The following is a 12,928-nucleotide window of genomic DNA, read 5'->3' as shown; positions in this document are numbered from 1 at the left end:
ACGCCATGAAGTTCAGTTCGCAGACCCTGCGCACGTTCACCACCCTGCACACCTGGGTCGGCCTGGTGGCCGGCTTCGGCCTGTTCGTGGCCTTTTACGCAGGCTCGCTGACCCTGTTCCACCATGACCTGCCGCGGTGGCAGACACCGGGCGCCGCCACGGCACTCCCGGCCAGCCTGGATGACGCCCAGTACCTGCTGGAGGACGTGCTGGCGGCGCATCCGGAAGCGCGCCGCCACGTCGGCATGACCTTCCCCGGCACCGAACACCCGCAGCCTCTGGCGTACTGGCAGGCCGATGACGGCAGCTGGCGCTATGCGTGGCCGGGGCAGATCGCCGGCAGCCCCACACCACCGCAGACCGGACTGGCCGAACTGGTCAACGAACTCCATTACAGCCTCGGCCTGCCCGTGGCCGGGATCTACGTGATGGGCATTGTCAGCCTGCTGTACGGGATGGCACTGCTCAGCGGCCTGGTGATCCATCTGCCGAAGCTGCTCGGCGACCTGTTCGCGCTGCGTCCGGGGCGCAACCTGAAGCAGCTGTGGCAGGACGCGCACAACGTGGTCGGTGTGCTCAGCCTGCCCTTCCACCTGATGTTCGCGGTCACCGGCGCCCTGCTCTGCCTGGTGTTCGTGCAGATGGCCCTGCTCAATCCGCTGATCTACGACGGCAAAGCGCTGCAGGCAGTACCGACTGCGATGGACACCGCGCCGGTGCGCAATGCCAGTGGCATCCCGGCACCGCCGGGCAGCCTGCGCGTGCTGCATGCGCGCGCACTTGAAGTGGCCCGCGCACAGGGCGTGGCCAACTTCGAACCGGCCTATCTGAAGCTGGCCAATGGCGGCGATGCCAACGCGACGATCGAGATCACCGGCGAGGCCAGTGGCACCCTCGGCCCGCTTGGTGCCGTGGCATTGGACGTCGCCACCGGCAATCTGCTCGCGTCGCAGCTGCCGGGCCAGCGCGACGCCAACCACGCCACGCTCAGCGCCGCCTACGCGTTGCACTTCGGCGAATTCGGCAATGGCGTGGTGGTCTGGCTGTACTTCCTGCTCGGACTCGGCGGTGCGTTCCTGTTCTACTCCGGCAACCTGCTGTGGATCGAGTCGCGGCGCAAGCGTCGCCAGCCGCAACAGCCACGTGCCGGTGTGAACATGGCGCGGGCCACGGTCGGCGTGTGCATCGGCCTGTGCGTGGCGATCTCGATCGCGTTCGGCACCGCACTGGTGCTGGAGCGGCTGGCACCGTCGGCGGTCGACCACGGCATCCGCTGGGCCTGCTTCGGCAGTTGGGCGGCCTGCGCGCTATGGGCCACGCTGCGCCGCCCGGCGCAGGCCGCGCGCGAACTGCTGTGGGCGGCGGCGGTCAGTACCGCGCTGGTGCCGGTGCTGCACGGCGCACTCAATGGTGACTGGCTGTGGCGCGCCGCCGCAGGGGGGCACTGGCCGCTGTTCTGGGTCGATGCCATCGCGCTGGCGATGGCCTTCGGCTTCGCGCGTCTGGCCGTGGCCAGCCAACGCCGCGCCCGCAACGGCGATCCCAACAGCGTCTGGGCCGATTGAGCCTTCGCCGGGCATGGCCCGGTGCTACTGGAAGTCGGCTTGGCACGGGCAACGACGTACACCGCAGTGTGTGTATCAGGTCGGTGACGTTGCGGCATGGGCCCAGCACGACGCGCCACCCGACACTCAATCGCCGATGCGCGCCTTCTGCCAGGGGCCCAGCATGGCATTGAGCAGGCTGGCCTGTTCGTCATCGCCGGTCAGTTCCCACATGAACACCCCGGCCAGGCCCTGCTCACGGGCGAACTGCGCACGCAGCCCGATCGAGCGCGGGTCTTCATAGCTGATGAAAATCTTCTGCGCGGCGTTGTACAGCCACGGGCTCTGCGCCTGCGGCTGCCAGTGTTTCGTCCAACCCGGCTGGTCGAGATAGCGCGCCTTGATCACCCGCCAGTCGCCGGCATCAGCCGGCGCACTGTAGGCCTGGTACAGCCCATCCGGGGCGTCGCCGGTGACCTTGAAGCCGCGCCCGTAGAACGGTACGCCCAGCACCAGCTTCCCGGCCGGCACGCCGTGCTCGCGGTAGAACTGCACCGCGCCGGCCACGTTGTTCCAGCGCCGCAGCTCCGGCGCCAGCGGATCGGCCGGCACTTCATGCAGAGGCGCATTGAAGGTCGACACCGAGGAGAAGCCGGTGCCCATGTCGTAGCTCATCAGGTTGATGAAATCGAACACCTTGGCCAGCGCCGGCAGGTCATAGCTCGCTGCTGGATCGTAGGGGCCATCGGTCTGCAGGCGACCGGCGGCCAGCGCGGCAGTCAGCAGCATCGACTGCCCCGTCCTGCGGCCGCGCGCATCGAGTGCCGCGCGGAAGGCCTGGGCAAGCCGGGTCAGATTGACGCGATCCTGCGGGCGATGCGCCAGCTCCTTCGGTCCGCCACTGACCGGGAACTCCCAATCGATGTCCACGCCGTCGAAGCTGCCGGCATGGCGATCGAAGAACAGCGCCATGCACGAATCGACCAAGCGCTTGCGGCTGGCCTCGGTCAGCGCTGCATCGGAGAACCCACCCGCACCCCAGCCACCGATCGAAATCAGCGTGCGCAGGTGCGGATGCGCCTTCTTGAGTTCGGCCAGTGCGGCGAAATTCTTCGGCGCTTCCGCACCGATCGTGCAGCGCCCGTCCTCGATGGTGGAGAACGCATAGAACAGATGCGTCAGGCGCTCGGCTGGAATGCTCGAGACCGGATAGCGTTCGGCCGAGCCGCCCGGGTAGTAGGCGCCGAAGATCGGCGGCTGCGCGGGCGCCGCGTGCGCGGCGATGGGCAAGACACCGGCAATCAGCACGGCAAGGACGGCCACGGTCTGGCGGAACATGGAGATCTCCCGGTTCGAAGGCGCCGCCACGTTAGCAAACCGATGGGGCTGCGGTACGGGTATCGCGGCATGTCGTCCCATGGACAGGCGCGATCCGTACAACCGAGACAGAACGATGGCCGCGTGGCGGCGATCATGCACTGCAGCAGGACATGCAGCGACCTGGATGAGCTTCTTTTCGCAACATCGAGGCAAAGAAAAAGCGGGCCGAAGCCCGCTTTTTCATTTGCGAAAGCGTGAGGACCAACGGTCCTCACCCACCGCACGATCAGCAGTACCGATTATTCGGCGCTGGCGCCTTCGCCTTCTTCGACTGCCTTCATCGACAGGCGGATACGGCCCTGCTTGTCGACTTCCAGCACCTTGACCTTGACCACATCGCCTTCCTTCAGCTTGTCGCCGACCTTCTCGACGCGCTCGCTGGAGATCTGCGAGACGTGGACCAGGCCATCCTTGCCCGGCAGGATGGTGACGAACGCACCGAAGTCCATGATCTTGGCGACCTTGCCTTCGTAGATGCGGCCCGGCTCGACGTCCGAGGTGATCTGCTCGATGCGGGCCTTGGCAGCCTGGGCAGCGATGGCGTTGACCGACGCGATGACGATGGTGCCGTCGTCTTGGATGTCGATCTGGGTGCCGGTTTCCTTGGTGATGGCCTGGATGGTCGAGCCGCCCTTGCCGATCACTTCGCGGATCTTGTCCGGGTGGATCTTGATGGTCAGCAGGCGCGGCGCGTAGTCCGACAGCTCTTCACGCGGAGCGGTCAGGCCGTGGGCCATCTCGCCCAGGATGTGCAGGCGGCCAGCCTTGGCCTGCTGCAGGGCCTGCTTCATGATTTCTTCGGTGATGCCTTCGATCTTGATGTCCATCTGCAGGGCGGAGATGCCCTCAGCGGTACCGGCGACCTTGAAGTCCATGTCGCCCAGGTGATCTTCGTCACCCAGGATGTCGGACAGGACCACGAAACGATCGCCTTCCTTGACCAGACCCATGGCGATACCGGCCACCGGGGCCTTCACCGGCACGCCGGCGTCCATCAGGGCCAGCGACGAGCCGCAGACCGAGGCCATCGACGAGGAACCGTTCGACTCGGTGATTTCCGAAACGACGCGGATGGTGTACGGGAAGGCTTCCAGCGACGGCATGACAGCCAGCACGCCGCGCTTGGCCAGACGACCGTGGCCGATTTCGCGGCGCTTCGGGCCCATCATGCGGCCGCACTCGCCCACCGAGAACGGAGGGAAGTTGTAGTGGAACAGGAAGTTTTCCTTGTACTCACCGGCAACGGCGTCGATGACCTGGCCATCACGGGCGGTGCCCAGGGTGATGGTCACGATGGCCTGGGTTTCGCCGCGGGTGAACAGCGAGGAACCGTGGGTACGCGGCAGCACGCCGGTCTTCACGGTGATCGGGCGGACGGTGTCCAGCGCACGGCCGTCGATGCGGACCTTGGTGTCCAGCACCGAGTCACGCATGGTGCGGTATTCCAGCTCGCCGAATTCCTTCGACAGCTCGGCCGGGTTCCAGCCTTCGGCGGCCACGCGGCCCGCCAGGGCTTCGAATACGTCCTTCTTGATCGCCGAGATGGCGTCGCGGCGCTGCAGCTTGTCACGCACCTGGAAGGCTTCGCCCAGGCGCGGGCCGATGGCTTCCTTCAGGGCGGAGATCAGCGCGTCGTTCTTGGCCGGGGCTTCCCAGGTCGACGGCTTGGTGCCGGCTTCGACGGTCAGCTCGTTGATCGCGTTGATGACCTTCTGCATTTCGCGGTGACCGAAGGTCACGGCGCCCAGCATCACTTCTTCGGACAGCAGCGCGGCTTCGGATTCGACCATCAGCACGGCGTTGGAGGTACCGGCGACGACCAGTTCCAGCTGCGAGTCAGCCAGTTCGCTGACGGTCGGGTTCAGGATGTACTCGCCGTTCTTGTAACCGACCTTGGCAGCGCCGATCGGACCCATGAACGGGGTACCGGCCAGGGCCAGGGCAGCCGAGGCACCGATCAGGGCCGGGATGTCACCGTCCACGTCCGGGTTCAGCGACATCACCGTGGCGATGATCTGCACTTCGTTCTTGTAGTCCTCCGGGAACAGCGGGCGGATCGGACGGTCGATCAGGCGCGAGATCAGCGTTTCCTTCTCGGTCGCACGGCCTTCACGCTTGAAGAAACCACCCGGGATACGGCCGCCGGCGTAGAACTTTTCCTGATAATCGACGGTCAGCGGGAAGAAGTCCTGGCCTTCGCGCGCGCTCTTGGCGGCGACGGCGGTGACCAGCAGTACGGTGTCGTCCATCTTGACGATGACGGCACCGCTGGCCTGGCGGGCGACTTCGCCGGTCTCAAGCGTGACGGTGTGCTTGCCGTACTGGAAGGTTTTGGTGATTTTTGCCACGGAGGGTGTCCTTGGGGATGCTGTCTGCGAATTTGGACCGTCGGCGACCCTTGCCGCCAGCGGGTGACCGGATCGTTCCGGCCTGAATCGGGGATTGCGGTACTACAAAACAAAACCGCGGCGCATCGCTGCGCCGCGGGGAATTCGTTGCTTAGCGACGCAGGCCAAGCTTCTCGATCAGGGCCTTGTAACGCTCGACGTCCTTCTTCTTCAGGTAGTCGAGCAGGCTGCGACGGCGGTTGACCATCTGCAGCAGGCCGCGGCGGCTGTGGTGGTCCTTCTTGTGGGTCTTGAAGTGGCCGGTCAGCAGTTCGATGCGGGCGGTCAGCAGGGCCACCTGGACTTCCGGGGAGCCGGTGTCAGCGGCGCTGCGCTTGTTGTCTTCAATGACCTTCTGGGTGTCGATCGACATTTCTTTTTTCTCTGTGATGCGTGGCCGGCAGGAACGCGCTTCGCGCACCGCCAGGCTCGCCGTGGACTACGAGGATGAAACCTGCACGAGGCAGGCTGCCGGAAAACGGCCGCGAAATTGTAACGGCCAGGGGCTTCCGGGACAAGGACCGGGTCTGAACCGCCCTGGCCCCGGTCAGAGGTTGAAACGACGCTGCGGAGCCAGCAGACCACTGTCATCGACCTGGCCCAGCCCCTGGACAGTATCGCCCGGACCGAACACCGCCACCAGGCCGTGGGGCCAGGACGGGTCGCGCTGGCGCTGGCCGACGCAGAAGCGATGGGTCTGGTCGGCATCGAGATCGACCCGCGGGTATTCAGCCAGGCCGGCCGCCAGCGGCAGCAGCAGCGCATCCATGGCCGCCTCGTCGCCGGCCTCGGCCATCGCCCGCAGCTGGTCCAGGGTGACCATCGCCGGTTCGCGGAACGGCTCCACCCAGAGCCGGCGCAGCGCACTGATGTGTGCGCCACATCCCAGCGCCTCGCCCAGGTCGCGGGCCAGGCTGCGGATGTAGGTGCCCGAACCGCAGGTCACGCGCAGCCGCAAGCGCTCAGGCTGCTGCTCCAGCACGTCGATGGCGTGCACCTGCACCTCGCGTTCCGGCGCCTCGATGACGTCACCGCGGCGGGCCTTCACATACAGCGGCTCACCACCCTGCTTCAGTGCCGAATAGACCGGGGCACGCTGGCGGATGTTGCCGGTCAGCGGCGCCAACGCGGCCTGCAGGGCCTCGGCACCGATCGCCGGTACCGGGCGCTGCAGCAGCACCTGGCCCTCGGAATCGTCGGTATCGGTCGTCTGGCCGAGCACGATCTCGGCATCGTAGGCCTTGGCCGACCCCAGCAGCAGCCCAGCGATCTTGGTCGCCTCGCCGAAGCACAGCGGCAGCAGACCGGTGGCCAGCGGGTCGAGGCTGCCGGTGTGGCCGCCCTTCTCGGCACGGAACAGGCGACGGGCCACCTGCAGGGCGGCGTTGGAGCTCATGCCGGTCGACTTGTCGAGCAGCAGGATGCCATCCAGGCGGCGGAACTGAATTCGGGTCATGACAGATACGGGTAGCGCCGGGCCATGCCCGGCGAGCGCGAAGCGCGGCCAGCGTCCGGCCTCGCACGGTCAGAATGAAAAGACGCCGGGCATGGGCCCGGCGCTGGCTTATTCTTCGTCGCTCTCGCGACGCTTCTCCGCGGCCAGCGTATCGGGCAGGTCGCGCAGGAGGTTGTCGATATGCTCGCCACGATCGACCGAGTCGTCGTAGTGGAAATGCAGCTCCGGCACATGGCGCAGCTTCATCGCCCGGGCCAGGTCCATGCGCAGGCGGTAGCCCAGTTCCTTCAGGCCGGCCACCGCTTCCGCCGAACGCTCCGGCATCAGCGCGGTGACGAAGACCTTGGCATGAGCCATGTCGCGGGTGATTTCCACGTCGGACACGCTCACCGAGGGCAACCCGTGCTCGCGCACGGCGTTGTGCACCAGGGTGCCGAGTTCGCGGCGCAGCTGGGCAGAGACACGGTCGGTTCGATGGAAAGTCTTGGGCACGAGGAGCTCTTGGTTCAGTTGTCGCCCGACCAACGGTCGGGCGCTACCTTTGATTCGATTGTCGCCCGGCCAACGGTCGGGCGCCATCTTTGATTCGATTGTCGCCCGGCCAACGGTCGGGCGCTACATCTACCATGGTACCCGACCGTTGGTCGGGTTCTACATCACGGTAGGGCCCGACCGTTGGTCGGGCCGCCTTGCAGCATTACAGGGTGCGCGGCACTTCGATACGCTCGAAGCACTCGATCTGGTCACCCGGCTTGACGTCGTTGTAGGCCTTCACCGCGATACCGCATTCGGTACCGTTGCGGACTTCCTCGACGTTCTCCTTGAAGCGACGCAGCGATTCCAGCTCGCCCTCGAAGATCACCACGCTGTCGCGCAGCACGCGGATCGGCTTGTTGCGCTTGACCACGCCCTCGATGACCATCGAGCCGGCAACAGCGCCCAGCTTGGAGCTGCGGAAGACGTCGCGGACCTCGGCGATACCGATGATCTCTTCGCGGATCTCCACGCCCAGCAGGCCGGAGGCCACCTGCTTCACCTGATCGATCACGTCATAGATGATCGAGAAGTAACGCAGGTCCACGCCGTTGGATTCGATGATGCGACGGGCCGAAGCATCCGCACGCACGTTGAAGCCGATGACGGTGGCCTTCGAAGCGGCCGCCGAGTTGGCGTCCGACTCGGTGATGCCGCCCACGCCGGAGTGGATCACGTTGATGCGGATGTCGTCGTTGGACAGCGCGACCAGTGCCTGGCTCAGGGCCTGCACCGAACCCTGCACGTCGGCCTTGATGACCAGGTTGAGGACCTGCTGGCCCTCGCCCTTGCCCAGGGTCGCCATGATGTCTTCCATGCGGCTGCCCGCGGTGGCGACCAGGCGCGATTCACGGCGCTTGGTCTCACGCTGCTGGGCAACGTCCTTGGCCAGGCGCTCGTCCTCGACGACCACGAAGTCGTCACCGGCTTCCGGCACGCCGGACAGGCCCAGGACCTGCACCGGGATGGACGGGCCGGCGAACTCCGGCTGCTTGCCGGTTTCGTCGAACAGCGCACGCACGCGGCCGTACTGGATGCCGCACACCAGGTAATCGCCCTTCTTCAGGCGACCCTGCTGCACCAGCACGGTGGCGACCGGGCCACGGCCCTTGTCCAGCGACGATTCGATCACCACGCCCGAGGCCCGGCCTTCGTCGACCGCCTTCAGTTCCAGCAGTTCGGCCTGGATCGAGATGGCGTCCAGCAGGTCGTCGATGCCCAGGCCGGTCTTGGCCGAGATCTCCACCATCTGGGTGTCACCACCGAAGTCCTCGGCCACGACCTGCTCGGACAGCAGTTCGTTCTTGACCCGCATCGGGTCGGCGTCGGACTTGTCGATCTTGTTGATCGCCACGATCAGCGGCACACCCGCCGAACGGGCGTGCTGGATCGCTTCCTTGGTCTGCGGCATGACGCCGTCATCGGCAGCAACGACCAGCACCACGATGTCGGTCAGCTTGGCGCCGCGCGCACGCATCGAGGTGAACGCCGCGTGGCCCGGGGTATCCAGGAAGCTGATCACGCCCTTGGGCGTATCCACGTGGTAGGCACCGATGTGCTGGGTGATGCCGCCGGCTTCGCCGGTGGCAACCTTGGTGCGGCGGATGTAATCCAGCAGCGAGGTCTTGCCGTGGTCGACGTGGCCCATGATGGTGACCACCGGCGGACGCTGGGTGGCTTCGCCCTGGTTTTCACCGGCCGAGGCCAGCAGCGCGTCTTCGGCGTCGTTGTCGTTGGCACGGATCGCCTTGTGGCCGAGTTCTTCGGTCACCAGCGCGGCGGTGTCATGGTCGATGGACTGGGTGATGGTGGCCATCACGCCCATCTTGAACAGCGCCTTCACCACCTCGCCACCCTTCAGCGCAAGCTTCTGCGCCAGGTCGGCCACGGTAATGGTGTCGCCGATCGCCACTTCACGCACCACCGGTGCGGTCGGACGTTCGAACGCGTGCGGGCCGGCGTTGTTGCCACCACGCGACATGTCGCGACGGCCACCGGCCTGGTTGCGGCCGCCCGGACGACCACGGGTGTTGCTGTTGTTGCTGTTGCCACGACGCGCACGATCGGCCGCAGACAGGTGCATCTGGCCGGCGAAACGATCACCCGGGCCACGCTCGTTGCGCGGCGCGCTGCGGTTGTTGCGGTCGTCGTTGCGCGGCGGCGGCGCACTGCGCGGCGCAGCCGGAGCTGTCGCCGGGGCGCGCGGCGGGCGCGGCGCGGTTTCGTCGATCGGAGCACGCTTGGGCTTGCTGGCAGCCAGCGTCTCGGCCGCCTTGGCGGCAGCCGCAGCTTCCTCGGCGGCCTTCTTCTCGGCCTCGGCGCGTTCCTTGGCGGCGGCCTCTTCCTCGCGGGCACGGACGATGGCTTCGTCGCGCAGACGATCCTTTTCGGCCAGCGCCTGCTGTTCGGCGAGGTTGCGCGCACGCGACTCTTCCAGCTTGCGCAGGATGTCGGCGCGCTCTTCGTCCGGCGTCATGGCGCGAGCACCATCCTTGACGTAGGTACGCTTCTGGCGCACCTCGACATTCACGGTCGTCTTGCTGCGACCGGAACTGACCGTCACTTCCTGCTGTTTCCGGCGGTTGAGCGTGATCTTCTTTGCAGACTGATCCGTCTCTTCCGGGGCCTGCTCGGGCTTGCCGTGCGAACGACGAAGGAAGCCCAGGAGCTTCACCTTCTCGGTACTGGTCACGACCTGGTCGGGACCGCTGAACTTCATGCCGGCACCGGCCAGCTGTTCCAGCAGTTTTTCGACCGGCGTGTTGACCAGTTCGGCAAGCTTGCGGATGGTGGTTTGCTGCGACATTCGGATCCTATGATCTTGTGGGCGCCCCCCCGCATCTGGAGGTGGCGCGGATTCTACGCCCTGAGCGGCTCAGGGCCCTGTTCATTGCCGGCTCATTCGCCGCGTTCCAGTCGGGCGATCTCCTCGGCACGCGCGGCCAGGATCAGCGCCGCAGCGCGCTCCTGGTCCAGCCCTTCAATGCCGAAGTCCATGACCTCGTCGGCGGCCAGGTCGGACAGGTCCTCGCTGGTACGCACGCCGTGGCCGGCCAGCGCATACGCGGTGGCTTCGTCCATGCCCTTCAGGGACAGCAGGTCCTGCGCCGGCTGGCCGTCTTCAAGGCCTTCCTCGACTGCCAGGGCCTCATTGAGCAGCGCATCGCGGGCACGAGCGCGCAGCTCTTCGACGATGTCTTCGTCGAAACCTTCCACGGCCAGCAGTTCGCCGACCGGGACATATGCGATTTCCTCGACGGTGCCGAAGCCTTCGCTGACCAGGATGCCGGCGATCTCTTCGTCCACTTCCAGCTTGTCCATGAACAGCTGGCGTGCGGCGGCCTGCTCGGCCTCCGACTTGGCGGTGACCTGGTCCTGGGTCATCACGTTGAGCTGCCAGCCGGTCAGGCGGCTGGCCAGGCGCACGTTCTGGCCGCCCTTGCCGATCGCCTGGGCGAGACGGTCTTCGGCAACGGCCAGGTCCATCGAGTGCTTGTCTTCATCGACGATGATCGACTGGACTTCGGCCGGCGCCATCGCATTGATGACGAAGTTGGCCGGATTGTCGTTCCACAGCACGATGTCCACGCGCTCGCCGTTGAGCTCGTTGGACACGGCCTGCACGCGCGAACCGCGCATGCCGATGCAGGCACCGATCGGATCGGTGCGCTGGTCGTGGGCCAGCACGGCGATCTTGGCGCGATCGCCCGGATCGCGCGCACAGGCCTTGATTTCCACCAGGCCCTGGCCGACTTCCGGCACTTCCAGCTTGAACAGCTCGATCATGAATTCCGGGGCGGCGCGGCTGATGAACAGCTGCGGACCACGCGGTTCCGAACGGACCTCGGCCAGGTAGCCGCGCACGCGGTCACCGGCGCGCAGCACGTCGCGCGGGATGCCCTTGTCCTTCGGAATGAAGCCTTCGGCGTTGCCGCCGAGGTCGACATAGATGTTGCCACGCTCGGCGCGCTTGACCACGCCGGTGATCAACTCACCGACACGATCCTTCCACGCGTCCACGACCTGCTGGCGCTCGGCTTCGCGCACGCGCTGGACGATGACCTGCTTGGCGGCCTGGGCAGCAATGCGGCCGAAGTCCGGGTTCTCGATCTGTTCTTCGATGTAGTCGCCGACCTCGACGCCTTCGGCTTCGTCGACGGCATCCATCAGGCGGATCTGGCGGTCGGGCGACTCCATGACCACATCATCGGCCACCACTTCCCAGCGGCGGAAGGTTTCGTAGCTGCCATCCTTGTGGTCGATGACCACGCGGGTCAGCACTTCCTCGTCGGGATAGCGCTTCTTCGCTGCCGAGGCCAGAGCGGCCTCGATGGCATCGAAGATCACTTCACGCGGCACGCCCTTCTCGTTGGCGACTGCGTCGACTACCAGCAACAGTTCCTTGCTCATTGGCTCACTCCGCGCGCGGCTTCTTTGCCGCCGGCTCGTTGGAAGAAGAATTCGTGTTCGGCTTCGGACGCTTCGGTGCCGGACCGGTCGGCTTGCTCGGGGCCAGCCCCAGCGCCACCCAGTCGGGCATGATCCGTGCCTTGTCGATGTTGTCGGCCGACACCACCACTTCGGCCTTGTCGACGATGAAGGTGATGGTGCCCGCAGCCTCGTCGGTCGCCTCGATACGCCCCTGCAGGCGACGACGGTTGTCCTGCGGCAGCTTCAGCGTGACCTTGGCCGATTCACCCTGGTGGCGAGCGAACTGCTCCAGGTTGAACAACGGGCGATCCACGCCCGGCGAGGACACTTCCAGCGTGTAATTGCCGCTGATCGGGTCTTCGACGTCCAGCTGCGCCGACACTTCGCGGCTGACCCGCTCACAGTCGTCGACATTGATGATGCGCTCGGGCTGTTCAGCCAGTGGCACGTCGATGTAAAGGCGCAGGGTCGCACCGCCGGGGGCCGGCAGATACTCAACGCCCAGCAGCTCCAGGCCCAGCGACACAACGGTCGGGGCGAGCAGATTCGCGATGTCGGTTGCCTTGTCGCTCACAGCCTGCCTTGATCTCTTGGTTGGGTGCCGGCCTTGGCCAGCGTGAAAACATGACGCCCCGGAAACGACAAAGGGCCCGCTGGGCCCCTTTTCCGGAAAGACTCCGGTGACTGGATTCCGGTTGCAACCTGCATTGCCTGCCGGTCGCGGCCCTCCTTCCGGATCCGGACTCCCGCTGGGAGGCCGCCTTCAGGGGTACTGCTAGGCCGCTGATGATAGCGGCTGCACCGCGCTGGTGCAAGGTGCGGGCCTGGGGGCAGCCCCTTTTCCGCACCGGCAGTTCGGGCATGGCTCGACTCTACAGAAACGGGCCACAGCCCAAAGAAAAACGCCTTCGAAGGAGGACTTCGAAGGCGATCTCTTTACTTGGTAGCGGGGGCAGGATTTGAACCTGCGACCTTCGGGTTATGAGCCCGACGAGCTGCCAGACTGCTCCACCCCGCATCAGGAGCGGAATTATGAGCGATCGCTTCGAAACATGCAAGCTTTCCCTCATCCATCAAATCGGTTGGCGCCGATCCGACGTTGGTAGCGGGGGCAGGATTTGAACCTGCGACCTTCGGGTTATGAGCCCGACGAGCTGCCAGACTGCTCCACCCCGCACCGGAAGTGTTTGAACTGC

General features: G+C 65.9%; 9 protein-coding genes and 2 tRNA genes. 1 reads left to right on the top strand and 10 read right to left on the bottom strand.

The genetic code is table 11. From position 1 onward, the window contains the following. Nucleotides 1–5 precede the first annotated feature (5 nt). Nucleotides 6–1,565, top strand: coding sequence for a PepSY-associated TM helix domain-containing protein (locus AC5P7R_RS10155; protein ID WP_180876561.1), 1,560 nt, complete (start codon nucleotides 6–8; stop codon nucleotides 1,563–1,565). A gap of 126 nt (nucleotides 1,566–1,691) precedes the next feature. Here AC5P7R_RS10155 and AC5P7R_RS10150 read toward each other — a convergent pair whose 3' ends face one another. The 10 genes from AC5P7R_RS10150 to AC5P7R_RS10105 all read right to left on the bottom strand — a co-directional run bounded on the left by AC5P7R_RS10150 (nucleotide 1,692) and on the right by AC5P7R_RS10105 (nucleotide 12,909). Continuing rightward, on the bottom strand, nucleotides 1,692–2,882 hold the full coding sequence (locus AC5P7R_RS10150; protein ID WP_021202193.1) for a glycoside hydrolase family 18 protein: 1,191 nt from the start codon (nucleotides 2,880–2,882) through the stop codon (nucleotides 1,692–1,694). A gap of 281 nt (nucleotides 2,883–3,163) precedes the next feature. Then, a complete protein-coding gene (pnp, locus tag AC5P7R_RS10145; protein ID WP_005417884.1) occupies nucleotides 3,164–5,272 on the bottom strand; it encodes a polyribonucleotide nucleotidyltransferase in 2,109 nt (702 codons plus the stop codon). Nucleotides 5,273–5,423: 151 nt separating this feature from the next. Beyond that, entirely contained in the window at nucleotides 5,424–5,684 is a 261-nt protein-coding gene (gene rpsO, locus AC5P7R_RS10140; RefSeq protein WP_005417886.1) for a 30S ribosomal protein S15, read from the bottom strand. A 174-nt stretch (nucleotides 5,685–5,858) separates the two neighbouring features. Further along, nucleotides 5,859–6,767 (bottom strand): tRNA pseudouridine(55) synthase TruB, encoded by a 909-nt coding sequence (gene truB, locus AC5P7R_RS10135; protein WP_021202194.1) that lies wholly within the window; start codon nucleotides 6,765–6,767, stop codon nucleotides 5,859–5,861. 108 nt (nucleotides 6,768–6,875) lie between these two features. Then, on the bottom strand, nucleotides 6,876–7,259 hold the full coding sequence (rbfA, locus tag AC5P7R_RS10130) for a 30S ribosome-binding factor RbfA (protein WP_019660575.1): 384 nt from the start codon (nucleotides 7,257–7,259) through the stop codon (nucleotides 6,876–6,878). 205 nt (nucleotides 7,260–7,464) lie between these two features. Continuing rightward, complete coding sequence (gene infB / locus AC5P7R_RS10125; protein ID WP_019660576.1) at nucleotides 7,465–10,107, bottom strand: translation initiation factor IF-2; 2,643 nt, start codon at nucleotides 10,105–10,107, stop codon at nucleotides 7,465–7,467. A 92-nt stretch (nucleotides 10,108–10,199) separates the two neighbouring features. Next, complete coding sequence (nusA, locus tag AC5P7R_RS10120) at nucleotides 10,200–11,711, bottom strand: transcription termination factor NusA (protein WP_019660577.1); 1,512 nt, start codon at nucleotides 11,709–11,711, stop codon at nucleotides 10,200–10,202. Nucleotides 11,712–11,715: 4 nt separating this feature from the next. Further along, on the bottom strand, nucleotides 11,716–12,306 hold the full coding sequence (rimP, locus tag AC5P7R_RS10115) for a ribosome maturation factor RimP (RefSeq protein ID WP_019660578.1): 591 nt from the start codon (nucleotides 12,304–12,306) through the stop codon (nucleotides 11,716–11,718). Between the two features lie 367 nt (nucleotides 12,307–12,673). Then, nucleotides 12,674–12,750: transfer RNA gene (locus AC5P7R_RS10110), tRNA-Met, on the bottom strand. 82 nt (nucleotides 12,751–12,832) lie between these two features. Next, nucleotides 12,833–12,909, bottom strand: a tRNA-Met gene (locus AC5P7R_RS10105). Nucleotides 12,910–12,928: the final 19 nt, after the last annotated feature.

The sequence above is a fragment of the Stenotrophomonas sp. YJH_SMC_27 genome (assembly GCF_059369815.1).
The sequence above is the reverse complement of the archived record's forward strand: the minus strand, read 5'-3'. Positions and strand labels throughout refer to the sequence as shown.

What these genes read in the sequence shown, in the direction of transcription:
- AC5P7R_RS10155 (WP_180876561.1), top strand. Translation starts at nt 6, where the DNA reads ATGAAGTTCAGTTCGCAGACCCTGCGCACGTTCACCACCCTGCACACC.
- AC5P7R_RS10150 (WP_021202193.1), bottom strand. Translation starts at nt 2,882, where the DNA reads ATGTTCCGCCAGACCGTGGCCGTCCTTGCCGTGCTGATTGCCGGTGTC.
- rpsO (WP_005417886.1), bottom strand. Translation starts at nt 5,684, where the DNA reads ATGTCGATCGACACCCAGAAGGTCATTGAAGACAACAAGCGCAGCGCC.
- truB (WP_021202194.1), bottom strand. Translation starts at nt 6,767, where the DNA reads ATGACCCGAATTCAGTTCCGCCGCCTGGATGGCATCCTGCTGCTCGAC.
- infB (WP_019660576.1), bottom strand. Translation starts at nt 10,107, where the DNA reads ATGTCGCAGCAAACCACCATCCGCAAGCTTGCCGAACTGGTCAACACG.
- nusA (WP_019660577.1), bottom strand. Translation starts at nt 11,711, where the DNA reads ATGAGCAAGGAACTGTTGCTGGTAGTCGACGCAGTCGCCAACGAGAAG.